This is a genomic window from Paractinoplanes polyasparticus (genome assembly GCF_019710575.1).
Taxonomy (GTDB): Bacteria; Actinomycetota; Actinomycetes; order Mycobacteriales; family Micromonosporaceae; genus Actinoplanes; species Actinoplanes polyasparticus.
Genome location: NZ_JAHWFK010000007.1, coordinates 421,557 through 443,841, shown reverse-complemented (window position 1 = coordinate 443,841; position 22,285 = coordinate 421,557). Strand labels below are relative to the sequence as shown.

The 22,285-nt window shown below is 70.3% G+C and carries 21 protein-coding genes, 2 tRNA genes and 1 pseudogene; 10 read left to right on the top strand and 14 right to left on the bottom strand.

Annotation, left to right across the window (positions count from 1 at the left end):
* Window positions 1-21 precede the first annotated feature (21 nt).
* Window positions 22-2,163, top strand: coding sequence for an RNA degradosome polyphosphate kinase (locus KXC43_RS11455; protein ID WP_438870877.1), 2,142 nt, complete (start codon window positions 22-24; stop codon window positions 2,161-2,163).
* Window positions 2,160-3,035, top strand: coding sequence for an NUDIX hydrolase (locus KXC43_RS11450; RefSeq protein WP_221375954.1), 876 nt, complete (start codon window positions 2,160-2,162; stop codon window positions 3,033-3,035). Before KXC43_RS11455 ends, KXC43_RS11450 begins: the two co-directional genes overlap by 4 nt.
* Here the strand turns inward: KXC43_RS11450 and KXC43_RS11445 are convergent.
* From KXC43_RS11445 to leuC, 4 genes are all read right to left on the bottom strand, one after another.
* Window positions 2,992-3,414 carry a hypothetical protein gene (locus KXC43_RS11445; RefSeq protein WP_221375953.1) on the bottom strand — a complete coding sequence of 141 codons (423 nt, stop codon included), beginning with the start codon at window positions 3,412-3,414 and terminating at the stop codon, window positions 2,992-2,994. The two genes, KXC43_RS11450 and KXC43_RS11445, sit on opposite strands and share 44 nt — an antisense overlap.
* An 88-nt stretch (window positions 3,415-3,502) precedes the next feature.
* Window positions 3,503-4,360, bottom strand: coding sequence for an HU family DNA-binding protein (locus KXC43_RS11440; RefSeq protein WP_221375952.1), 858 nt, complete (start codon window positions 4,358-4,360; stop codon window positions 3,503-3,505).
* Between the two features lie 216 nt (window positions 4,361-4,576).
* Window positions 4,577-5,164: a 3-isopropylmalate dehydratase small subunit gene (gene leuD, locus KXC43_RS11435; RefSeq protein WP_221375951.1), complete on the bottom strand. Its 588-nt coding sequence runs from the start codon at window positions 5,162-5,164 to the stop codon at window positions 4,577-4,579.
* 14 nt (window positions 5,165-5,178) lie between these two features.
* On the bottom strand, window positions 5,179-6,618 hold the full coding sequence (gene leuC, locus KXC43_RS11430; RefSeq protein ID WP_221375950.1) for a 3-isopropylmalate dehydratase large subunit: 1,440 nt from the start codon (window positions 6,616-6,618) through the stop codon (window positions 5,179-5,181).
* Window positions 6,619-6,667: 49 nt separating this feature from the next.
* On the opposite strand from leuC, the gene KXC43_RS11425 reads away from it, so the two are divergent.
* The 6 genes from KXC43_RS11425 (at window position 6,668) to KXC43_RS11400 (ending at window position 13,476) form a co-directional block, all read left to right on the top strand.
* On the top strand, window positions 6,668-7,354 hold the full coding sequence (locus KXC43_RS11425) for an IclR family transcriptional regulator (protein WP_023561932.1): 687 nt from the start codon (window positions 6,668-6,670) through the stop codon (window positions 7,352-7,354).
* A 190-nt stretch (window positions 7,355-7,544) separates the two neighbouring features.
* Window positions 7,545-10,271, top strand: a complete 2,727-nt coding sequence (locus KXC43_RS11420; RefSeq protein WP_308129042.1) for a helix-turn-helix transcriptional regulator — start codon at window positions 7,545-7,547, stop codon at window positions 10,269-10,271.
* Window positions 10,180-11,157, top strand: a complete 978-nt coding sequence (locus KXC43_RS11415; RefSeq protein WP_438870873.1) for an alpha/beta fold hydrolase — start codon at window positions 10,180-10,182, stop codon at window positions 11,155-11,157. The genes KXC43_RS11420 and KXC43_RS11415 overlap by 92 nt, the downstream gene beginning before the upstream one ends.
* Entirely contained in the window at window positions 11,154-11,942 is a 789-nt protein-coding gene (locus KXC43_RS11410) for an alpha/beta hydrolase (RefSeq protein WP_221375948.1), read from the top strand. Before KXC43_RS11415 ends, KXC43_RS11410 begins: the two co-directional genes overlap by 4 nt.
* The gene (locus KXC43_RS11405) at window positions 11,939-12,682 is read left to right on the top strand and encodes an MBL fold metallo-hydrolase (RefSeq protein ID WP_221375947.1); all 744 of its coding nucleotides are present in this window, start codon (window positions 11,939-11,941) and stop codon (window positions 12,680-12,682) included. The genes KXC43_RS11410 and KXC43_RS11405 overlap by 4 nt, the downstream gene beginning before the upstream one ends.
* Window positions 12,649-13,476 carry an MBL fold metallo-hydrolase gene (locus tag KXC43_RS11400; protein WP_308129041.1) on the top strand — a complete coding sequence of 276 codons (828 nt, stop codon included), beginning with the start codon at window positions 12,649-12,651 and terminating at the stop codon, window positions 13,474-13,476. The genes KXC43_RS11405 and KXC43_RS11400 overlap by 34 nt, the downstream gene beginning before the upstream one ends.
* A 705-nt stretch (window positions 13,477-14,181) precedes the next feature.
* On the opposite strand, the pseudogene KXC43_RS53215 reads toward KXC43_RS11400, so the two are convergent.
* The 4 genes and pseudogenes from KXC43_RS53215 to KXC43_RS11380 all read right to left on the bottom strand — a co-directional run.
* Window positions 14,182-14,655, bottom strand: a pseudogene (locus KXC43_RS53215) (integrase core domain-containing protein); the annotation flags it as partial.
* 404 nt (window positions 14,656-15,059) lie between these two features.
* Window positions 15,060-15,132: transfer RNA gene (locus tag KXC43_RS11390), tRNA-Glu, on the bottom strand.
* 90 nt (window positions 15,133-15,222) lie between these two features.
* Window positions 15,223-15,294 (bottom strand) — tRNA-Gln (locus tag KXC43_RS11385).
* A gap of 68 nt (window positions 15,295-15,362) precedes the next feature.
* Complete coding sequence (locus KXC43_RS11380; RefSeq protein ID WP_221375946.1) at window positions 15,363-16,166, bottom strand: NAD(P)H-binding protein; 804 nt, start codon at window positions 16,164-16,166, stop codon at window positions 15,363-15,365.
* 91 nt (window positions 16,167-16,257) lie between these two features.
* On the opposite strand from KXC43_RS11380, the gene KXC43_RS11375 reads away from it, so the two are divergent.
* On the top strand, window positions 16,258-17,118 hold the full coding sequence (locus KXC43_RS11375; RefSeq protein ID WP_221375945.1) for a TetR/AcrR family transcriptional regulator: 861 nt from the start codon (window positions 16,258-16,260) through the stop codon (window positions 17,116-17,118).
* On the opposite strand, the gene KXC43_RS11370 is transcribed toward KXC43_RS11375, so the two are convergent.
* The 4 genes from KXC43_RS11370 to KXC43_RS11355 form a co-directional block, all read right to left on the bottom strand.
* Complete coding sequence (locus KXC43_RS11370) at window positions 17,089-17,880, bottom strand: fumarylacetoacetate hydrolase family protein (protein ID WP_221375944.1); 792 nt, start codon at window positions 17,878-17,880, stop codon at window positions 17,089-17,091. The two genes, KXC43_RS11375 and KXC43_RS11370, sit on opposite strands and share 30 nt — an antisense overlap.
* Before the next feature lie 84 nt (window positions 17,881-17,964).
* A complete protein-coding gene (locus KXC43_RS11365) occupies window positions 17,965-18,195 on the bottom strand; it encodes a helix-turn-helix transcriptional regulator (protein ID WP_221376034.1) in 231 nt (76 codons plus the stop codon).
* A gap of 32 nt (window positions 18,196-18,227) precedes the next feature.
* Complete coding sequence (locus KXC43_RS11360) at window positions 18,228-19,070, bottom strand: ABC transporter permease (protein WP_221375943.1); 843 nt, start codon at window positions 19,068-19,070, stop codon at window positions 18,228-18,230.
* Window positions 19,067-19,915 (bottom strand): ABC transporter ATP-binding protein, encoded by an 849-nt coding sequence (locus KXC43_RS11355; protein WP_255643912.1) that lies wholly within the window; start codon window positions 19,913-19,915, stop codon window positions 19,067-19,069. The genes KXC43_RS11360 and KXC43_RS11355 overlap by 4 nt, the downstream gene beginning before the upstream one ends.
* Window positions 19,916-20,149: 234 nt before the next feature.
* On the opposite strand from KXC43_RS11355, the gene KXC43_RS11350 reads away from it, so the two are divergent.
* Window positions 20,150-21,091 (top strand): 3-methyladenine DNA glycosylase, encoded by a 942-nt coding sequence (locus tag KXC43_RS11350; RefSeq protein ID WP_221375941.1) that lies wholly within the window; start codon window positions 20,150-20,152, stop codon window positions 21,089-21,091.
* Here the strand turns inward: KXC43_RS11350 and KXC43_RS11345 are convergent.
* On the bottom strand, window positions 21,078-21,839 hold the full coding sequence (locus tag KXC43_RS11345) for an alpha/beta fold hydrolase (protein WP_438870876.1): 762 nt from the start codon (window positions 21,837-21,839) through the stop codon (window positions 21,078-21,080). The two genes, KXC43_RS11350 and KXC43_RS11345, sit on opposite strands and share 14 nt — an antisense overlap.
* The gene (gene arfB / locus KXC43_RS11340) at window positions 21,836-22,264 is read right to left on the bottom strand and encodes an alternative ribosome rescue aminoacyl-tRNA hydrolase ArfB (protein WP_438870872.1); all 429 of its coding nucleotides are present in this window, start codon (window positions 22,262-22,264) and stop codon (window positions 21,836-21,838) included. Before arfB ends, KXC43_RS11345 begins: the two co-directional genes overlap by 4 nt.
* Between the last annotated feature and the right edge of the window lie 21 nt (window positions 22,265-22,285).

The window sequence follows — 22,285 nt, the reverse complement described above, 5'->3', positions numbered from 1 at the left end:
ACCGCGGACGCCGATCCGACAATGACGGAGCGAGTGGTGACCACCAGTATCGAGCCCGACGACCTGACCGAGCGCGGCAGCCCCGAGCTGCCCGAGCTGCCGGAGGACAGGTTCCTCAACCGGGAGCTCTCCTGGCTCGACTTCAACGCCCGGGTGCTGGCGCTGGCCGAGGACCCGGAGACCCCGCTGCTCGAACGGGCCAAGTTCCTGGCCATCTTCGCCAGCAACCTCGACGAGTTCTACATGGTGCGGGTCGCGGGCCTGAAGCGCCGGCTCAAGGCCGGTCTGCCGATGCGCGGTGGCGACCGCTCCTCGTTGCGCAACCAGCTCGACACGATCTCGCAGCGCACGGCCGACCTGGTGACCCGGCAGGCGGCCTGCTTCGGCGACGAGGTGCGTCCCAAGCTGTCGGCCGAGGGCATCGAGGTGGTCGCCTGGGCCGAGCTGGACGCCCCCGAGCGGGAACGCCAGCGCACGTACTTCCGCGAGCAGGTGTTCCCCGTGCTGACGCCGCTCGCGGTCGACCCGGCGCACCCGTTCCCGTACATCTCGAACCGGTCGCTGAACCTCGCGGTCGTGCTGCGGGATCCTGACGGCAGCGGGAACGAGCTGTTCGCCCGCATAAAGGTTCCGAACAACGTGCCGCGCTTCGTGACGGTGCAGAACGACAGCCGGGCCGTGCGTTTCCTGCCCGTCGAGGAGCTCATCGCCGTCCACCTCGACCAGCTCTTCCCGGGCATGCAACTGCAGGAATGGCACCTGTTCCGGGTCACCCGCAACGCCGAGCTCGAGGTCGACGAGGACCGCGACGAGGATCTGCTGCAGGCGCTCGAGCGCGAGCTGGCCCAGCGCCGCTTCGGCCCGCCGGTGCGCCTCGAGGTCGCCGCCTCGATCAGCGACCACGTGCTCGACCTGCTGGTCCGCGAGCTCGACGTGGTCAGCTCGGACGTGCAGCGGGTGCCCGGCCTGCTCGACCTCTCGTCCCTGTGGCAGGTCTTCGGGGAGTGCGACCGCGACGATCTGAAGGACCGTCCTTTCGTGCCGTCGACGCATCCCCAGCTGGCCGACGGCGAGGTGCCGCGGAGCGTCTTCAACCGGCTGCGCGAGAGCGACATCCTGGTCCACCACCCCTACCACTCGTTCTCGACGAGCGTTCAGCGCTTCATCGAGCAGGCCGCAGCCGACCCCAACGTGCTGGCCATCAAGCAGACCCTCTACCGCACCTCGGGTGACTCGCCGATAGTGGACGCGCTGGTCGACGCGGCCGCCGCCGGCAAGCAGGTGGTGGTGCTGGTCGAGGTGAAGGCACGCTTCGACGAGGTGGCCAACATCGCCTGGGCCCGCACGCTCGAGCGGGCCGGCTGCCATGTCGTCTACGGCCTGGTGGGGCTCAAGACCCACTGCAAGACCGCATTGGTCGTACGCCAGGAAGGCCACCAGATCCGGCGGTACTGCCACATCGGCACCGGCAACTACCACCCGAAGACCGCGCGGCTCTACGAGGACTTCGGCATGCTGACCGCCGACCCCGAGGTCGGCGCCGACGTCACCGACCTGTTCAACGTGCTCACCGGCTACAGCCGCCAGCGGTCGTACCGCCGCCTGCTGGTGGCGCCGCACGGCGTCCGCTCCGGCCTGATCGAGCGGATCGAGGAGCAGGCCCGCATCGCCCGCGCGGGCGGCGAGGCGCTGGTGCAGATCAAGGTGAACTCGCTCGTCGACGAGGAGACCATCGACGCGCTCTACCGGGCCTCGCAGGACGGCGTGCGGTCCGATCTGATCATCCGTGGCATGTGCGCGCTGCGGCCCGGCGTCCCCGGCCTGTCCGACAACATCCGGGTCCGCTCGATCGTCGGCCGCTTCCTGGAGCACTCGCGCGTGTTCCGGTTCGGCGCCGGCGACGACGCCGAATACTGGATCGGCTCGGCCGACATGATGCACCGCAACCTCGACCGCCGGGTCGAGGCGCTGGTGCGGGTCACCCTGCCGACCGCCCGCGAAGAGCTGCGCTACGTGCTCGACCTGTCGATGAGCGACACCACCGAGGGCTTCGACCTGGCCGGCGACGGCACCTGGCACCGGCACCCGGCCAGCCCCACCGACCCGCACGTCCACCTGCAGGAGGCGTTGCTGCGCCGGGTCATCGGCAAGGCGGTCAAGTGAACGAGGCGACCGCGGTCCGCGCCGCCGGCGGCGTTCTCGTGCGCGACGGCCGGGTCTGTCTCGTGCATCGCCCCCGCTACGACGACTGGGCGCTGCCCAAGGGCAAGCTCGACAACGACGAGCCGCCGATCCTCGGCGCCGCTCGCGAGGTGCTGGAAGAGACCGGCCAGACGGCCCGGGTCCGGGCCGCCCTGCCGGTGGTTTCCTACACGCTGCCCGACGGCCGCCCCAAGACGGTCGACTACTGGCTGATGGAGACGGTGGGTGACGGCGGCCCGGTGCAGGACACCGACGAGGTCGACGAGGTCGCGTGGCTGCCGTTCGACGAGGCCGCGACCCGGCTCACCTACGCCGACGAGCGGGCCGTGCTCGAGCACGCCGCCGCCCTGCCTCCGATCACGTCGGTGCTCGTGCTGGTGCGGCACGCGCACGCCGGCGAGCGCAAGAAGTGGTCGGGCAACGACGCCCTGCGCCCGATCGACGCCCAGGGTCAGGCCGAAGCCGAGCGGTTCGCCGCGATCTGCGGCCCGATCGGTCCGGAAAGGCTGATCACGGCGACGCCGTTGCGGTGCAAGCAGACCCTGGAGCCGGTGTCGGCCGCGCACGGCGGTCTGCCGATCGTCGTCGACGGCGCGTTCGCCGAACCGGCCGACGCCGACGAGGCGCCGGCCAAGGCCAAGCTGGCCGCGCAGCGCCTGCTCGATGTGCGTTCCGGCGGCCGCACGGTGATCTGCAGCCAGGGCAAGATAATCCCGCACCTGCTGGCCACCCTGCTCGACGAGGCCGACAGCGAGCCCTACAAGACCGCCAAGGGCGATGCCTGGCTGCTCACCTGGACCGGCGACCGCCTGCTCGAACCGGCTCGGCTCTAGCCCGTACCGGGTCGGCGCGCCAGAAGCCGATCAGGTCGCCGGTCAGCCACCGGGCGCGCCACAACTCGTCCTCGCGCGGCTCCCAGTCGCGCAGGGGCAGCAGCGAGACCCGCCAGCCGAGCACACAGACCAGATACCAGTTGTAGAGCGGGATCAGGCCCAGCCACGCGTCACGGGGCCGGTACGAGGCCCACGGAGCCAGCACGCGCACGACGAGCGCGGCCCAGGCCCCCGTGACGAGCCAGTCCAGCAGCCCCGAGCCGGTGTACCGCTCGGCCAGTCCGCCGAGCGTCCAGCCCGGCACCACGGCGGCCGTGAACACCAGCGCGGCGATGAGCGACCGGCCGAACAGTCCCCGCGGCGACACATCACGCCCCATGCCCGCAGACGGTAGGCGCGCTGCCGTTCCCCCGACCCGGACACACGAAAGGCGTCCACCGTTCGGGTGGACGCCTTTTCGCGCGGAACTAGCGGGTCTTGCGGGCCGTGCCCGTGGCGCGGGCGCGAGCCGGAGTCGCCGCGGTGGCCGCGGTCGTGGTCTTGCGAGCGGTCGTCTTCTTGGCGGCCGCCGTCTTGGTCGCCGGAGCGGCCTTGGTGGCGGCGGTCTTGGTGGCGGCCGTCTTCTTGGCTGCCGTCGCCTTGGTGGCGGTGCTCTTGGCCGGAGCAGCCTTGGTCGCGGCCGTCTTCTTCGCCGCCGCCGTCTTGGTCGCCGGAGCGGCCTTGGCGGCAGTGGTCTTGGTGGCGGCCGTCTTCTTGGCTGCCGTCGCCTTGGTGGCGGTGCTCTTGGCCGGAGCAGCCTTGGTCGCGGCCGTCTTCTTCGCCGCCGCCGTCTTGGTCGCCGGAGCGGCCTTCGTGGCGGTGGCCTTGGTGGCGGTGGCCTTGGTGGCCGTCGCCTTGGTGGCGGTGCTCTTGGCCGGGGCGGCAGCCTTGGTCGTGGCCGCCTTCCGGGCCGTCGTCGCCTTGGTGGCGGCAGTTGCCTTGGTGGCCGCGGCCGTAGCCGTGGTCTTGGTGGCCGTGGCCTTCTTGGCCGGGGTGGCGGCCTTGGCCACCTTGCCGCTGGCGACCATCTCGCGGAAGGCCGTGCCGGGCTTGAAGGCCGGCACAGACGTTTTCTTCACTTTCACCGGCTCGCCTGTGCGCGGATTACGAGCCGTCCGCGCATTGCGTGCCCGCTTCTCGAAGACGCCGAAGCCGGTGATGGCAACCCGGTCGCCCTTGGTGACTGCGTTCTCCACCTCGCTGATGACCGCTTCAAGAGCGGCCGTAGCCGTCTTGCGGTCACCCAGTCGGGCTGCGAGCGCCTCGATGAGCTCGGCCTTGTTCACGATTTTCCTCCCGAACGTGAGAACTGAGGCTCGTAGGGGTCTACTCCGTCGTTTCGAGCCTCACTGGCCCAATGCGAGCCATTCTGCGCGCACCGTATGCCCTCTGACCAGCGGACACAAACATTCGTGTCAAAAAACCCCTTGTGTTGCAACGAATTCGCCCCCACCGGGGAACCGATGGGGGCGAAAAAGCGTGTTCCGACTAGGGTTTTCGCCTCAGGCGACGACCGGCTTGAAGGACGGACGAGATTTTTCGTACTCCGTGATGGCGCTCTCATGGCGCAGCGTCAGTCCGATGTCGTCGAGGCCCTCCATGAGGCGCCACCGGCTGAAATCGTCGATCGGGAACGACCAGGAAGCGTCGTCGGCGATGACCCGGCGTCCCTCGAGGTCCACCGTGATCTGCTTTTCGGGCTCGCTTTCGGCCAGATCCCAGAGCGCCTCGACGGCCTTCTGGTCGAGCTGGACCGGCAGCAGCCCCTCCTTGAGGGCGTTGCCCCGGAAGATATCGCCGAAGCGGGCCGCGATGACCACCTTGAAACCCCAGTCGCGCAGCGCCCAGACGGCGTGCTGGCGCGACGATCCGGTGCCGAAATTGGGCCCGGCGACCAGGATTGTGGAGCCCGCGTGGGCCGGGTTGTGGAGCACGAATCCGGGATCCTCGCGCCACGCGCTGAACAGACCGTCCTCGAATCCGGTGCGGGTGACCCGCTTCAGATAGACGGCCGGAATGATCTGATCGGTGTCCACATCAGAACGGCGCAGCGGCATGACTTTGCCGCTGTGGGTGACGAACTTGTCCATCTCTCGTCCCTCTCTCAGAGGTCGGCCGGGGCGGCGAGCTTGCCCACCACGGCGGTGGCCGCGGCGACCTGGGGCGAGACCAGGTGCGTACGCCCGCCCTTGCCCTGCCGGCCCTCGAAGTTGCGGTTGGAGGTCGAGGCAGCGCGCTGACCAGGGCTGAGAGTGTCGGGGTTCATGCCCAGACACATGGAACAGCCCGCGAAACGCCACTCGGCGCCCGCCTCGGTGAAGACCTTGTCGAGTCCCTCGGCCTCGGCCGCCTCGCGCACCTTGTACGACCCCGGGACGATCATCATGCGGACGTCGTCGTGCACCTTGTGGCCGCGCAGCACGTCGGCCGCGGCCCGCAGGTCCTCCAGGCGCCCGTTGGTGCACGAGCCCACGAAGACCACGTCGACCGGAACCTCCTTGAACGGGGTGCCGGGCTCGAGGGCCATGTAGTCGAGCGCACGACGGGCGGCGCTGCGGTCGGTCTCCTCGATGAACTCGTCGGGGTCGGGCACCACGCTGTCGAGCGGCGCGCCCTGACCCGGGTTGGTGCCCCAGGTGATGAACGGGCTGATCGACGCGGCGTCGAGGATGATCTCGGTGTCGTACTCGGCGCCCTCGTCGGTGACGAGCGTCTTCCAGTACGCCACGGCGGCGTCCCAGTCCGCGCCCTTGGGCGCGTGCTCGCGGCCCTCGAGGTAGGCGAACGTGGTCTCGTCGGGCGCGATCATGCCGGCCTTGGCGCCCCACTCGATGCTCATGTTGCAGATGGTCATCCGGCCCTCCATGGAGAGCTTGCGGATGGCCTCGCCGCGGTACTCCACGATGTGGCCGTTGCCGCCGCCGGTGCCGGTCTGCGTGATGAGCGCCAGGATCAGGTCTTTGGCGCTGATGCCGGGGCGCAGCTCGCCCACCACGGTGACCGCCATCGTCTTCGGCTTCGACTGCGGCAGCGTCTGGGTCGCCAGCACGTGTTCGACCTCGCTGGTGCCGATGCCGAAGGCGAGCGCACCGAACGCGCCGTGGGTCGCGGTGTGCGAGTCGCCGCAGACGATCGTCATGCCGGGCTGGGTGAGCCCCAGCTGCGGGCCGATCACGTGCACGATGCCCTGATTGACGTCGCCCAGCGGGCGGATCTGGACACCGAACTCCGCGCAGTTCTTCCGCAGGGTCTCGATCTGCGTCCGCGAGGTCGTGTCGGCGATCGTGAAGAGCTCGCCGCGCTTGGTGTTGAAGGCCGGGTCGGCGTAGCCGGTCGGCGTGTTGTGATCCTCGGTCGCGAGCGTGAGATCCGTGCGGCGCACCGGGCGCCCGGCCAGGCGCAGACCGTCGAAGGCCTGCGGACTGGTCACCTCGTGCAGCAGGTGCAGGTCGATGTAGAGCAGATCAGGCTCACCCTCGGCAGCACGCACGACGTGGTCGTCCCAGACCTTTTCGGCCAGGGTCCTCGGAGTGACTCCCACCATCTGGACATCCTAAATTCTGGGAGGTATGTTTCGGCTTGTGGGACACAGTATGAGCGGTGTCGGCGTTCTCGACAAGGCGGTCGTCATCTTGGCGGCCTGTGTCGACGGCGCCAGCCTGGCCGAACTCGTCGACCGTACGAAGCTGCCACGGGCGACCGCACATCGCCTGGCCCAGGCCTTGGAGATCCACCGGATGCTGGTGCGCGACACCCAGGGCCGCTGGCGCCCGGGGCCCCGCCTGGGCGAGCTGGCCAACGCCGCGCCGGACGTGCTGCTGACCGCGGCCGAACCCCTGCTTTCCGCATTGCGGGACGCGACCGGGGAAAGCGCCCAGCTCTATCTGCGCCGGGCCGACGAGCGCATCTGCGTGGCCGCGGCCGAGCGCGCGAGCGGTCTGCGCGACACCGTCCCGGTCGGTTCGGTCCTGCCGATGGTGGCCGGCTCGGCCGCCCAGATCCTGCTCGCCTGGGAACCGCCCGAGGCTGTCATGCCGCTGCTCCCGCGCTGCAAGTTCACCGGCCGCACGTTGGCCGAGGTGCGCCGCCGCGGCTGGGCCCAGAGCGTGGCCGAACGCGAGCCCGGTGTGGCCAGTGTCTCCGCCCCCATCCGCGACCGCACGGGCCGGGTCATCGCCTCCATCTCGATAAGCGGACCGATAGAGCGTCTCGGCCGGCGCCCGGGTGAGCGCCACGCGATGGCCGTGGTGCGCGCGGGGCAGCGTCTCTCCGGCCTCTGAGGCGTGGTCCCGCCTTTCCGCGGGCATTCGCGTACGCGAGCCGGCTCTTCGCTTTGCGGGGGCGGCATCTGTGCACTCGGGACGGCTCTTCGCGCACGTCGATCGGCCCTCTGTGCACACGGATCGGCCCTGGGTGCACGCCGGGCTCCGACCTGATGACCGGCCGTTCCGGCGCCGATAGGGTCGCCTCGTGCGGTTGTTCGGTCGGGAGAGCGAATGCGCCACGCTCGACGCCATGCTGGCGGCGGCGCGACGCGGTCGCAGCGCGAGCCTGGTGCTGCGGGGCGAGGCCGGTGCCGGCAAGACCGCCCTTCTGACGTACGCCGTGAACGCCGCACCGGACGTGCTGCGCCTCAGCGGCATCGAGTCGGAGGCCACGTTCCCGTTCGCGGCGCTGCACCGGTTGCTCATTCCGCTGTTGTCGCAACGAGATCGGCTGCCGGAGCGGCAACGCGCGGCCCTCGAGGTCGCCTGCGGGCTGGCCGACGGCTCCCCACCGGATCTCTATCTGGTCAGTCTGGCCGCCCTGACCCTGCTCGCCGACGCGCCCCGGCTCTGCGTGGTCGACGACGCCCAGTGGCTCGATCAGGAATCGTTGCGATCACTGGCCTTCGTGGCCCGGCGGCTGCACGCCGAGGGCGTCGTGCTGCTGTTCGGCCTGCGCGGCGCCGAACATCCCGGCCTGACCGGCATTCCGGCCCTCGACGTGGCCGGGCTCGGGCGCGAGGCCGGTGTGGCGCTGCTCGGCGAGGTCGTCGACGGCCGGCTCGACCGGCTGGTGGCCACCTCGATCGTCGACGCCACCGGCGGCAATCCGCTGGCGCTGACCGATCTCGGCCGCGAGCTGACCGCCGACCAGCTCACCGGCGGCACACCACTGCCCGAGCCGATGCCGATCGGCGCCCGGCTCGAGGCCACCTACCTCGCCCGGGTGCTCAACTATCCCGCCGCCACCCGCACGTGGTTGCTGCTGGCCGCGGCCGAGCCCAGCGGTGACCCGGTTCGCCTGGCAACCGCCGGAGCCGCCCTGGGTGTGGGCGCCGACGACGCCGGACCGGCTGAGACGGACCGGCTCGTCTCGTGCGGGCAGCAGGTCGCATTCCGCCACCCGCTCGTGCGTTCCGCCGTCTACAACGGCGCCTCCGCCACTGAACGCCGCAGGGTGCACCGCGCACTGGCCGCCGCGACCACCGAACCCCACGACGCCGATCAGCGGGCCTGGCACCTGGCGGCCGCGGCGACCGGGCCCGACGAGGAGACCGCGGCCGAGCTGGCCCGCGTCGCCAACCAGGCCGGCGCCCGCGGGGGTCATGCCGCCCGCGCCTCGTTCCTGGTGCGCGCGGCCGAACTGACCGACTCCCCCGCCGCCCGTTCCGGATGGCTGCTGGCGGCGGCCGGTGCGGCGTTGCAGGCCGGATCGCCGGTGCGGACGCTGGCTCTGCTCGACTCGGCCGACGACGTTCTGCTGGGCCCGGCCGGCCGGGGCGAGGCCTTGCTGATCCGGGCGGTGGCCGCGGTGAGCACCGGCGACCCCGAGGCGACCCGGCGGGCGTCCGCGATGTGCCTGGCCGCGGCCGAGTCGTTCGGCGGCGAGGCGCCCGACCGGGCCCGAGCGGCCGTGCTGCAGGCGGCGGAACACTCCATCTCGGTCGAGTCGTCGCTGCACGGCACGACCCAGCGCGAGATCGCCCGGTCCGCCCGCGCGCTACCCGGCATCGACCATCCCGCAGGCGAGCTCACGGCCCCGGCTGATCTGCTGCTGGCCGCGTACGCGAATTTCTTCGACGGCGGCTACCCGGAGGCCGGGCCGCATCTGCGGCGCGCGGCCGAGGCGATGGCCGGCGCGGGCGACGCCGAGGTGCTGCGCCACGTCGTGCTGGGGGTCACTTTCTGCACGCTCGTCTGGGACGACGTCAACCGCCAGACGATTCTGCGGCGGGCCGAGGCGCACGCGCGGGCCACCGGCGCGCTGCAGATGCTCGACCTCGTCGTCTTCCTGGCCGCGATGACCGAGACGTCGTTCGGCCGGCTCGCCGAGGCCGACCGCTACGAGGCGACCGGCCGGCGGATCCGGGAGTCCATCGGATCGACCACCGACCAGGAACAGATCTGGCGGCATCCGGAACTGCTGGCCTGGCGGGCCGGCGACGGCGTCCACGAGGCCCTGCAGGCGAGTCTGCCCGCGGCCGAGGCGATCGGTCTGGGCGCGATGGTCTCCATCGTGCGGCAGAGCCTCGCTTTGATGGCGGTCGGCCGCGGCGACTACGCAGCCGGAGTGGCTCAGCTGAGCCACCTGGTCGAGCTCGGCACCCCCGGCCTGTACGCCCGGGTGCTGCCCGATCTGGTCGAGTGCGCCCTGCGGGCCGGCGACCGCCGGACAGCCAAGCTGGCGTACGGCGACCTCGCCGAGGCCGTGCGGCACAGCGGGACGCCGTGGGCGCAAGGTTTGCTGGCCCGCTCGCGCGCGTTGCTGGCCGCCGGGGAATCGGCTGAGCCGCACTATCGGGAGGCGGTCGAACTGCTGTCGGGCACGCTCGCGGTGGGCGATCTGGCGCGGGCCCGTCTGCTGTACGGCGAGTGGCTGCGCCGCCGCCGGCGCCGGGGCGACGCCCGCGACCAACTCGCCATGGCACTGCGGTTGTTCGAGGCGGAACGGGCCGAGGCGTTCGCCGGAAGGGCCCGTCGTGAGCTCGCCGCCCTCGGCGGAAGCGTCCGGACCTTCGTACAGGAGAACGAAACGGCCTTGACCCCGCAGGAGGCCGCCGTGGCCCGCCTGGCCCGAGCCGGCGGGACCAACGCGGAGATCGCCGCGCATCTGTACCTGAGTGCCAGCACCGTGGATTACCACCTGCGCAAGATTTATCGGAAGCTCGGGGTGCGTTCGCGGCGGCAGCTACGGACCGGTCCGCACGACTGACTACGCGTCACACGGGATTCGCGGATGGGTGCGCTCCCACCACGATCGGCTCATGGCCTTCGTGAGAACCGCCGACGGCGCGGACATCTTCTACAAGGACTGGGGTGCCGGCCGGCCGGTCGTGCTCAGTCACGGATGGCCGCTCAACGCCGACAGCTGGGAGGCGCAACAGCTCTCCCTCGCGAGCCACGGATACCGTGCGATCGCCCACGACCGCCGCGGGCACGGCCGCTCCACACAGACGTGGCACGGCAACGAGATGGACACGTACGCCGATGATCTGGCCACGCTGATCGGCGCGCTCGATCTGTGGCGGATCACGCTGATCGGCTTCTCGACCGGCGGCGGCGAGGTGGCCCGTTACGTGGGGCGGCACGGCACCTCGCGGGTGGCCCAGGTGGTGCTGGTGTCGGCGGTGCCGCCGTTCATGCTGCGGACGCGGGACAACCCGGGCGGGCTTCCGGTCGAGATCTTCGACAGCCTGCGCGCGGGCTCGCTGGCCGACCGTTCCCAGCAATACCAGGACCTGGCCGACGGCCCGTTCTTCGGCAACAACCGGCCGGGGGCCGACGTGTCGTCCGGCATCCGCCACGCCTTCTGGCTGCAGGGGCTGCAGGCGGGGCACCGCAACGCGTACGAGTGCATCGCCGCCTTCTCGGGCACCGACTTCCGCGCCGACCTGGACGCGATCGACGTGCCCGCACTGGTCATCCACGGCGACGACGACCAGGTGGTGCCGTTCGCTGTGGGCGGGCAGGCGTCCGCCGCCCGCCTCAAGTACGCCCGCCTGACCGTCTATCCCGGTGCGCCGCACGGCATCACCGACACCCATCGAGAACAACTCACCGCCGATCTGCTGGCCTTTCTGAAGGAGTACGACGCATGAAGCCCATCGTCCTGGTCCACGGTTTCTGGGTGACCCCGCGCAGCTGGGAGAACTGGAAGGCGCACTACGAGGCCAAGGGTCACTACGTGATCGCGCCCGGCTACCCCGGTTTCGAGGTCGAGGTGGAGGCGCTCAACGCCGACCCGACGCCGGTGGTGAACGTGACCGTGCCGCAGATCATCGCCCACTACGAAGAGGCCATCCGCGCGCTGCCCGAGCCGCCGATCATCATCGGGCACTCGGCCGGGGGCGCCTTCACCCAGATCCTGCTCGACCACGGCTTCGGTTCGGCCGGCGTAGCACTGAACTCGGCGCCCACCGAAGGCGTACGGGTGGTGCCGCTGTCCCAGCTGAAGTCGACGTTCCCGGTACTCAAGAGCCCGGCCAACCGGCACAAGGCGATCCCGCTGACCTTCGAGGAATGGAAGTACGCCTTCACCAACACGTTCACCGACGAGGAGGCGCGGGCGCTGTACGAGCGCTACGCGATCCCGGCCAGCGGCGGCATCCTCTGGGGTGGCGTGCTCGCCAACTTCCAGCCCGGCCACCAGGACACGTGGGTCGACTACAACAACGACAACCGGGCGCCGCTGCTGTTCGTCTCGGGCTCGGAAGACCACATCATGCCGCCGGCCATCCAGGAGTCGAACGCCAAGCACTACAAGTCCAACACGATCACCGAACGGCGCGAGTACGAGGGGTACGCCCACCTGCTGCCGGCCCAGAAGGGCTGGGAACAGATCGCCGACGAGGTCCTCGAATGGGCTCTGGCCCACGCGAAATGACGAAGCTGACCATCACCCACATCGGCGGGCCGACCACGCTGCTGGAACTGGGCGGCGTGCGGCTGCTGGTCGATCCGACCTTCGACGCCCCCGGCCGGCGCTACTCGTTCGGCTGGGGCACGTCGTCGCGCAAGACCGCCGGCCCGGCCGTGCCGCCCGAGTCGCTGGGCCGGATCGACGGCGTGCTCCTGACCCACGACCAGCACGCCGACAACCTGGACGACGCCGGCCGGGCGCTGCTGCCGACCGTGCCGGATGTGGTGACCACCCCGGCCGGCGCTAAACGGCTGGGCGTCACCGGTCTGGCCCCGTGGCAGACCACCACCATCGGCGACGTCGAGATCACCGCCACCCCGTCGCGCCACGGACCGGCCTGGAGCGTGCCGATCGTCGGCCCGACAACGGGTTTCGCCCTCCGGACGCCCGGCTCCTCATCGGTGGTCTGGATCTCGGGAGACACCGTCGTCTTCCCCGGCATGCTGGAGGTGGCCGACCGCTTCACCGTGGACACCGCCATCCTGCACCTCGGCAAGGTTCAATTCGGCCTGACCGGCCCGGCCCACTTCACCATGACCGGCCGCGACGCCGCGACGCTGGTCGACCGGATCAAGCCCCGCGCCGTCGTCCCCGTGCACTACGAGGGCTGGTCGCACTTCCACGAGGGCCGCACGCAGATCGAGGCGGCCTTCCCACCGGACAGCCTGACGTGGCTGAAACCCGGCGTCGCGACAACCGTGTGAACCGTGCGGCGGTCAACCAGGCCGCCGCACGGCAGGGCCGCGATTCGCACCCGCCGGCGAATCGGTTTCGTTCTGAGGTGAAAAATCCGCCGCCGCGTAGCGATAGCTTGGTCAAGGTGAGCGACATCTCCGTGCGGCGCGTCAACTACGGCTACTTCATCCGGCCCGCCGAAGAAACCGGCACCGGGACGCCCCGGGTCGAGCCGACTCTGGGCTATGTCGTCACACACCCCACCGCCGGCGTGATCCTGGTCGACACCGGCATGGGCGGCAACGCCGAGGTAGACGCCTGGTATCAGCCCACCCGAATCCCCCTGGCCGCCGCCCTCAAGTCCGCCGGCACAGACATGACCGAAGTCAGGGCAGTGATGAACTGCCACCTGCACTTCGACCACTGCGGCGGAAACCCCGAACTGGCCGGTGTCCCCATCTTCGCCCAACGATCCGAACTGGCCCTGGCCCGCGCCCCCGAAAGCCACACACTGCCCGAATTGGTCGATCACCCCGGAGCCCAGATCGAAGAACTGACCGGCGAAGCCGAAATAGCCCCCGACGTCTTCATCGTCCCCACCCCCGGCCACACCGCAGGCCACCAGTCCCTGGTGGCCCGCCGCCACGACGGCACAGTCATCGTGGCCGGCCAGAGCCACGACAACGCAACCCTCTTCACCAGCGACGTCCTCGGCCACCACGCCGGCGTCGGCGAACAGCCACCCTGGCTCAACCGCCTGCTGGCACTGGACCCGAAGCAGATCCTGTTCGCCCACGACAACGCCGTCTGGACCCCTTCGTAGCCGACCCGGCGTGACTCTCAAGAGCCAGGCTCTGGTCCAGTTGCGCCCCCTGCTGTTCAGTGCGCATCCCGGCATCCGCGCGGGCGTTGGTCAGCCTTCTGAGCGACGAACTCGGCTGGCGCGAGATAAACCTGGCGATCAACGGCATGGGCTACGTCCACCGTCGAGGACCTCGATGCCTGTCGGCGAGTACTCGACGGCAACGACGATCTGCTCTGTGACGATGGAATCCATCCCAACGACGACCATCGCGCTCTCGCCGACGCGATCCTCCCGGCCTGCCGAACGCTTCAATTGCCGACACGTTGAACGACATGCTCTCGAAGGCCAGTGGATGGACACTCGATCGCCAAGTTGACCTCGCCAGCGCAGACAGACAGCTAGCTCAGCGCGATATCTGGCTTTCACGGACGTGCGGCGCAGCGGGACCGGCTCGACCATCCGCCCCGGCTTGGTCTTGAGATGGCGGCTCGTTCGTAAGCTGCCGCCGCGGCGACAACCATGCTCGGCGCAGAAGTCCGGCTCGATCATCAGGCGTCGCATCCGCCGTCAGGCGACGGCTCGACGCAGGGAGTACCGGCTGGCCCACAGGCTCGCTGATAGACACTCAGCCAGTACCCGAAGGCGAGCCACCCCCAGCGCTTCGCGCGGCACTACTCAAACCCCGAAGTGATGTCTCAAGGCATCGAAAACCGAACCCGCGGTTCAGGGATTCTTTGTTTTCCGGGTGGTCGGCCGGTGGGCCGGTAGCGCTTGGTGGGGTCGAGGGTGAATTCGCGGAGGAGTTCTGCGGTGGCGGCGGCGATGATCCGGATGTTGAGGTCGTGGATCAGGATCAGGACGTGGGTTCCGGTGTGGGTTCGTCCGACGCCGGTGGAGTAGAGCTGCCCGCTGTAGCGCAGGGTGATCTTTCCGGCTTTGTCGATGCGATCGTGGCGGAGCCGTTCGTGGGTTGGCCTGCTGGGTTGCTGGCCGGGGCCGGCTTTCGGGCGGGCCTGGTAGGCGGTGGCCGGAGTGGCATGTTGGGGCAGTGAGCGGTGCGGGGCGGCGGTGGTTGTACTCGTCGACGAACGCGTCGATGGGGGTCTGCAGGCAGGTGGTGTCGCTGGGCTGGACGGGTTGGGCCCGCAGCCACTTTTTCAGGGTTTGCTGGAAGCGCTCGACTTTGCCGCAGGTGGTGGGGTGGTTCGGGCACGACCAGGTTCTGGGCGGTCAGGTGCCGGGCGATCGTGGCCCGCGAGACGGTGACGTGGTGGGTGTGCTGCAGGTGCCAGCAGATCGTGTCCGGGCCGGCGTCCAAGCCCTGCTCGGCCAGGGTTTTGCGGACCGCCACGATCAGCTGGCCGGTCGCGGGCCGACCGCGGTCGGTGAGCGGTTCGGCCGTCGGGACCGTAGCTCGAACCCCGATGCCGAAGGCGAGCCACCGGGCCCGAAGGGCCTTCCACCCCCACCACCCACCCCCACCACCCACCCCCACCACCCACCACCGCAGGCACCGTAACGTGGGGTCTGGGGGCTCGGCCCCCAGGGGAAATGCGGAATGACCCTGTCTGCGCTTTCTGCAGACAGGGTCACCCAGAATGTAGCCCCGAAGGGATTCGAACCCTCGCTACCGCCTTGAGAGGGCGGCGTCCTAGGCCGCTAGACGACGGGGCCAGGACTTGCTTTGTGCTCCCGCTCTCGCGTTTGCGACGGGCTGAACTCTATCAGAGGTCCAGCACCGCCCCTCCGGCAGGAGTGGTAGCGCTGGGGTACCAGGACTCGAACCTAGACTAGCTGAACCAGAATCAGCCGGGCTGCCAATTACCCCATACCCCATTGGCCCGGTTTCCCGTGCCGAGAGAAAACCTTACCTGACGCCAGGGGGCCAACCAAATCGGGTTACCTCATCGGAAGAGGTCAGCGTTGGCGCGGGCCCACTGTTCGTACGTCGTGGCTGGTCGGGCCAGCAGGTCGGCGACCGTGGTGACGGCGGGCTGGGGGTGCTGGGCGAGCAGGGCCACGCCTTCTACGTACCACTCGGCGTACTCACCCATGGCGGGACGCAGCTGTTCGACGGCCTCGTCGTGGCTGAGTTCGATGTAGCGCAGTTCACGGCCGAGCGCCCGCCCGATGGCTTCGACCTTCTGGCGGCGGGTCAGGGATTCGGGGCCGGTGAGGTAGTACGACTTTCCCTCGTGACCGGCCTCGACGATGACCTTGGCGGCGACGGCGGCGATATCCTCCTGGGCGATGGCCGCGTTGGCCGAGTTCGCGTAGCCGTCGCGCACTTCGTCGCCGGCGCGGATCTGGGCGGCCCACAGGGTGGAGTTGGCCATGAACTCGCCCGGTTCGAGGTGGGTGTACGGCACGCCGGAGGCTTCGACGCCGTCTTCGATCTGTTGCCAGTGGTCGCCCTTGGCGCCGGCCAGGTCGACGATGCGGCCGACGCCGGCGGCTGCGGCCAGGCGGCAGGCTTCGAAGACCGTCGGGATGTGCGGCGCGAGGTACATCACGTCGACGCCGGCCAGCGCCGGCCGTAGCGACTCGGGGCGGCCGACGAAGCCTTGCACCACTTCGACGCCGGGCGGCAGCGCGGCCTTCGCCGGGTCGACTGTGAGAGCGCGCACATCGGTGGCGCCGAGCGCCAGTAACTCGTCGACAACCATCCGGCCCACGTTGCCGGTGGCCCCGGTAACCAAGATCTTCATTTTCGTACTCCCAACCCGTCCGACCACCCCGCCCGCCGCCCCTGACCGGACTGAAGGCTGCATTCCTAGTTCCCGTAGGGTATACGGAATCATGGAGGAATTCAGCCCTCGGATCCTGCCGCTGCTCTGGCGGCGTTCGGTCCCGGCCCGCAAGGCGGTCGGCCGCCCGCCTCGGCTCACCATCGACCTGGTGGTGTCCACGGCGATTCGGATAGCCGACGCCGAGGGGCTCGAGGCGGCGTCGATGGCACGTGTCGCGGCCGAGCTCTCGGTGGCCACGATGAGCCTCTACACGTACGTGCCGTCCCGGCCCGAGCTGGCCGACCTCATGGTCGACGAGGTGTTCTGGGCCCGCGACCTGCGCGGCGAGGGCACCTTCCGGGAGCGGGTGCGGCACTACGCCGAGCGCACGTTCGCCATGTACCGGGCGCATCCGTGGCTGGCCGAGGTGTCGCGGGCGCGGCCACCGCTCGGGCCGGGCATGCTCGCCGAGCAGGAGTACGTGCTGGCGGCAGTGGCCACGCTCGGACTGCCGCTGCGTCAGCTGAACCCGGCGGCCACGGCGATCTCGGCCTGGGTCACCTCGGCCGCCCGGCACGAGGCGGAGAGCGCCCTGTTACGCCGTACGACCGGTCTCAGCACCGACGAGTGGTGGCTTCAGCGCGGCGAGCTGTGGGAGAGCTGGTTCGACGTCGAGGCTCATCCGACGATGACCGCGATCTGGAACGGCGGCGCCTTCGACCGGGGCGCCGACGAACAGGCCCAGGACGCGTACGAGTACGGCCTGGGCCTGCTGCTCGAAGGGATCGAGCGGTCAGCCGAGCACGATGGAACCGAGCGGTCGGCCGAGCTCGAAGGGATCGAGCGGTCAGCCGAGCACGAAGAAACCGAGCCGGCGGCCGAGCTCGAAGGGATCGAGCGGTCAGTCGAGGGAGACGACCGGGTTCCGTAGCTCGCCGATGCCCTGGATGCTCACCGAGACCGTGTCACCCGACGTGATCTCGCTGACCCCGGCCGGCGTGCCGGTCAGGATGATGTCGCCCGGCAGCAGCGTCATGACGTGCGACACGTACGACACCAGGGTCGGGACGTCGAAGACCATGTCCTTGGTACGGCCGATCTGCCGCACCTCCATGTCGTCGGGGTTGCGGCCGACCTCGCAGCGGATCTCGAGGTCGCTCACGTCGAGGCCGGTGACGATCCACGGACCGATCGGGCAGAACGAGTCGAAGCCCTTGGCGCGCGTCCACTGCGGGTCGCTGCGCTGCAGGTCACGGGCCGTGACGTCGTTGCCGATGGTGTAGCCGAAGATCGCCTTCTCGGCGCCGGCCCGGTCGACGCGGCGGGCGCCGGTGGCGCCGATCACCACGGCCAGCTCGGCCTCTTCCTCGACCTGCTTCGACTGCGGGGGCAGGCGGATCGCGTCGTTGGGCCCGATCACCGAGGTGGAGGGCTTGATGAAGATCAGCGGCTCCTTGGGCACCTCGTTGCCGAGTTCGGCCGCGTGGTCGGCGTAGTTGCGGCCGACCCCGATGACCTTGCTGGAGAAGATCGGGGCGAGCAGCCGGACGTCGGCGAGCGCCCAGCGCTGGCCGGTGAACCGGACCTCTTCGAACGGCAGCGAACCGATCTCGGCGACGGTCAGGCCCGACGCGTCACCCTCGACGACACCGAAGGACACCCCTCCGGCATGAACAAAACGGGCGAATCGCACGGTTGATCCCCTCTTCGCGGCTGGCGGCTCTCGAGAAGAAATCTACGCCGGACGCCCGGCGTGCGGGCCGAGCCGTCACCAGGCTCACGCCGAGCCGGACGAGCCGTTCGACGAGGGCGCCGCAGCGCCGAGCCGGGGGAACGGGTCGAGCGAGAAGATGACCTCGACCGGGACCTCGAAGTAGCGGCTCAGCCGCAGGGCGAGGTGCAGGCTGGGGCTGAACTCGCCGCGCTCCAGATAGCCCACCGTCTGGTAGTGCACCCCGAGAGCGTCGGCGAGTTGCCGCCGGGTGATGCCTCGTTCCGCGCGCAGCATGGCGATGCGGTTGAAGGTGATCTCACTGCCCACTAGCGGACCATACTGTTCATCGCCCGCTCGCGCCGCGCGGCCACCGCCGAACCGGACTCGCGCCGGGCCATCCGCCGCAGCAGGACCGGCGCCAGCAGCAAGCCGGCGACCGCCCACCCGGCCAGTACGCCGAACGTCTCGAAATGGCGCCAGGATTCACCCAGCTCGACCGCGGCGACCGCGTCCGGCAGAAGCACCGACCGCATGCCCAGCCCCAGCCAATAGATCGGGAAGACCTGCGCGATGCCTTGGAGCCAGCCCGGCAGTGCGGTGATCGGATAGAAGATTCCGGAGATCGCGACCAGCCCGAAGATCGGCAGCATGATCAGACCGAAGCTGCGCGGATTGTCGAGCAGGGACCCCAGCGCGGCGCCGATCGGCACGGTCGCCACGACCGCGAACGGCAGCAGCCAGAGCAGGGTCAGAATCCCGCCGGCATCGACCTGCAGCCCGTCGACCAGGAACAAGCCCGGCACGAGCACGACCAGCACGGAGGCCAGCGTCATGCCCCCGGTGGAGACCACCTTGCCGATCAGGTAGCCGTTCATGCCGTGCGGCGTCGCTTTGGCCCGCAGCAGAGTGCCGTCCTCGCGGTCGACAATCAGGTATTGAGCGATGGTGATCAGGCCGCCGAAGGCCAGCAGCATGCCGATCGAGCTGGGCAGAGTGCTCGCGCCGAGCGAGAAGTCGGTGCCCGGCAGCTTGGCGTCGCCCATGAAGTACAGCGTGATGAGCAGCCCGAACGACGGGAAGAAGTAGCCCCACAGATCTTGGGCGTTGGTCAGGGTGTGGCGGAACTCGATGAAGCCGCGCTCGGCGCCGACCCGGAGCGTCTCGATCATTTCTGGACCCCCTCGAAGTCGTGGACCAGCCGCATGTACGTGTCTTCGAGGCTGTTGCGCCGCACCTCGAGATCGGCGACGTCATCGCCGTACTGCAGAAGCAGTTCGCGGACGAACGGGGTGGGATTCGCGGCGGAGTGCACGAACCGCCGGCCGTCGCGGGTCCAGCGGATCTCGCTCTCGCCGGCCACCCGCCGCGACAACTCGTCGGCCGAGCCGTCGGCGATGATGCGGCCACCGGACAGGATGAGGATGCGGTCGGCCAGCTTCTCGGCCTCGTCGAGGTCGTGGGTGGTGAGCAGCACGGTGGTGTCGTCCACATCGGTGAGCCGGTGCACCAGGTCGTGGAACTCGCGCCGGGCCTCGGGGTCGAAGCCGACCGTCGGCTCGTCGAGGAAGAGCAGCTCGGGCCGGCCGACGATGCCGATCGCCACGTCGAGCCGGCGGCGCTGGCCACCGGAGAGCCGGCTGACCCGGTTGCCGGCGGCAGCGGTGAGGCCGACCACGTCGAGCAGATCGTCGACCGGCCACGGCCGGGGCCTGGCCTCGGCGGAGTATCGCCGGTAGTAGGCGCCGAGGTGGCCGAGCAGCTCGCGGACCCGCCACTTGCCATGGTCGCGCCAGGACTGGAGCACCACGCCGACCCGGGCCCGCCAGGCCTCGCCGGCGCCGGCCGGGTCGGCGCCCAGCACGCTCACCTCGCCCGAGGACCGTACGCGGAAGCCCTCGAGAATCTCGATCGTGGTCGTCTTGCCCGCGCCGTTGGGCCCGAGCAGCGCCAGCACCTCGCCCCGGCGCGCGGCGAAACTGACACCGGTCAGGACGTCTTTCGCCCCGTACCGCATCCGCAGGTCGCGGACATCGATGACTCGCTCGCCGGGTGGCACCTGCGTGCCGGCCGCGAGCGCCCCCGCCAAAGTCGTTCCTCCCATGGGGAGCAAGCTATCAAGCAATGTAGTAGGTGTACTACATACTTAAGTATGTATTCGGCACGCGGGCATGATGAGGAGCGGGACGCCACTCTCATTCGCGCTGAACGGTGATCGTGTTGATCGCTTCGGCTGGATACGCTGGGGCCCATGGGGATCAAGCAGGTGAGGGCGCTCACCACGACGCTGCCCTCGGTCACCTGGATTCCTCTGGCCCGGGCGCACGCCGAGCGGGCCGACGAGATGACCGCGGGCCACCGCGCCCGGCGGGCCACCGGCGAGAAGCACGCCATCGAGGATTTCCTGTACGACTACTACGGCACCCGGCCCTCGGTGCTGCGCCGCTGGCACCCCGGTGTCGGCGCCGGCCTCGCGCCCGCCCCCGACGGGCTGGCCGAGCACTCGGCGTGGAAGTTCTACATGACCTATCCCGACGGTGTGGTCGCGCTCGACCAGGACGCCTACCTCCACGCCCGCGGCGAGAGCGTGCGCTACATCCACGGCCTGCTCACCGCGACGGCGTCGCGCCCGGTCTTCTCGGGCTGCTTCGGCCTGCACGAGTGGGCCATGGTCTACCGCGACCCCGACCACCGCCATCCGCTGCCGCTGCGCCTCGGCCTGGCCGAGACCGACCGGGTGGTCGAGCAGCACCCGATCCGCTGCACCCACTTCGACGCGTTCCGCTTCTTCACTCCCGAGGCGGTCGGGCTCAACCGGCTCCAGCCCACCCGGGCCACCCAGGTCGACCTCGACCAGCCGGGCTGCCTGCACGCGGCGATGGATGTCCACAAGTGGGCGACGAAGCTGGGCGCCGCCGTGCCGGGCGCCCTGGCCCTCGACTGCTTCGCCCTGGCCATCGACATCCGGCTGCTCGACATGCAGGCCAGCCCGTACGACCTGAGCTCCTACGGCCATCCCCCGGTCAAGATCGAAACCCCCGAGGGCAAGGCCGAGTACGTGGCCCGGCAGCGCGAGTTCGCCCGCCGGGCGGCCGGTCTGCGGGCCCGCCTGATCCGCGTATGCGAAGAGCTGCTGGGCCCCGAGAACGCCGCTCGCAACCGCGAGGCCGTGGCCCCCTTCAACCACCGCTGACGAAGTCGAGCACCAGCCGCGCGGTCACCACCGGCGCGTCCAGGTGCACGTCGTGCCCGGCGCCGGGCACCACGACCTGCCGGGCCGCGGCCATGCGGCTCACCTCCTCGGCCGGCACGCTGCCGTGCTCGCCGAGAATCAGGAGCGTGGGGACGGTGAGGCTGTGCCACTCGGGCCAGCGCGCCGTTGCCGCGACACCGGAGATCGCCGCCTTCATCACGTCGGGGTCGAAGCGCGGCCGCAGCCCGTCCGGGCCCCGTTCGAAGTCGGCGATCCAGGCCTCGGTGACGGCCCGCTTTCCCAGGAAGGCGCGAGCCTCGTCCGCGTCTGCGAACGGCACCGGCCACGAGGCGAAGAAGGCCCGCAGCTTCTCGGGGTAGTCGTCGGTCGAGCCGCCCACGCCGCCCTCGATCATCACCAGCCCGCGCACCCGGTCCGGGGCCGCGGCGGCCGCGAGCATCGCGGTGTGCGCGCCCATGGATTGCCCGACCAGCCACGCCGGCTCGTCCAGCAGGGCAAGGACGTCGGAGACGTACGCCTGGCGCGAGACGTCCACCGGGTGGCGGGGCTGGAAGCCGTGGCCGCGCTGGTCGGGCGCGACGACCCGGTGCCCGGCGTCGGCCAGGGCCCCGGCCAGCGGCGCCATCTCGGCCGCGCTGCCGGCCAGGCCGTGCAGGATCACCACCAGCGGACCGGCGCCGCCGCTGAGCACGGTGGGGCTGGTGCGGACGAGGGTGGCCACGGTCAGTCCCCCGGATCCGAGCGGCGGTTCCGTTTGGTCTCGCCCCGGCGCTTCTTCTCGGCTATCCGCCGTTCCACCGAGCCCCTCGACGGCCGCGTGGCCCGGCGTACGCGTGGGGGCGCCGCAATCGCGGAGGCCACCAGCCCGGCCAGGCGGGCGGCCGCGGCCTCCCGGTTGCGCAGTTGGGAGCGGTGCTCGGAGGCGGTGACGGTCAGCACGCCGTTGACCAGGCGGTGGCCCAGGCGGTCGACCGCCCGCTCCTTGAGCGCGGTCGGCAGCGTGGGGGAACCGGTCAGGTCCCAGGACAGCTCGACCCGGGAATCGGTGGTGTTCACCCCCTGGCCACCGGGGCCGCTGGAGCGGGAGAAACGCCACGCCACCTCGGCCGCCGGGATGGTGAGCCGATCATTGACCCGGATGTCCTCCAACACGCCGCCCATCCTGGCACGCCC

Coding starts and splice junctions, on each gene's coding strand:
- KXC43_RS11360 (WP_221375943.1), bottom strand. CDS start 19,070: ATGATCGAGACGCTCCGGGTCGGCGCCGAGCGCGGCTTCATCGAGTTC.
- KXC43_RS11380 (WP_221375946.1), bottom strand. CDS start 16,166: ATGAAGATCTTGGTTACCGGGGCCACCGGCAACGTGGGCCGGATGGTT.
- KXC43_RS11455 (WP_438870877.1), top strand. CDS start 22: ATGACGGAGCGAGTGGTGACCACCAGTATCGAGCCCGACGACCTGACC.
- KXC43_RS11375 (WP_221375945.1), top strand. CDS start 16,258: ATGGAGGAATTCAGCCCTCGGATCCTGCCGCTGCTCTGGCGGCGTTCG.
- leuD (WP_221375951.1), bottom strand. CDS start 5,164: ATGGACAAGTTCGTCACCCACAGCGGCAAAGTCATGCCGCTGCGCCGT.
- KXC43_RS11365 (WP_221376034.1), bottom strand. CDS start 18,195: ATGCTGCGCGCGGAACGAGGCATCACCCGGCGGCAACTCGCCGACGCT.
- KXC43_RS11350 (WP_221375941.1), top strand. CDS start 20,150: ATGGGGATCAAGCAGGTGAGGGCGCTCACCACGACGCTGCCCTCGGTC.
- KXC43_RS11410 (WP_221375948.1), top strand. CDS start 11,154: ATGAAGCCCATCGTCCTGGTCCACGGTTTCTGGGTGACCCCGCGCAGC.
- KXC43_RS11355 (WP_255643912.1), bottom strand. CDS start 19,915: ATGCGGTACGGGGCGAAAGACGTCCTGACCGGTGTCAGTTTCGCCGCG.
- KXC43_RS11405 (WP_221375947.1), top strand. CDS start 11,939: ATGACGAAGCTGACCATCACCCACATCGGCGGGCCGACCACGCTGCTG.
- KXC43_RS11425 (WP_023561932.1), top strand. CDS start 6,668: ATGAGCGGTGTCGGCGTTCTCGACAAGGCGGTCGTCATCTTGGCGGCC.
- leuC (WP_221375950.1), bottom strand. CDS start 6,618: ATGGTGGGAGTCACTCCGAGGACCCTGGCCGAAAAGGTCTGGGACGAC.
- KXC43_RS11445 (WP_221375953.1), bottom strand. CDS start 3,414: ATGGGGCGTGATGTGTCGCCGCGGGGACTGTTCGGCCGGTCGCTCATC.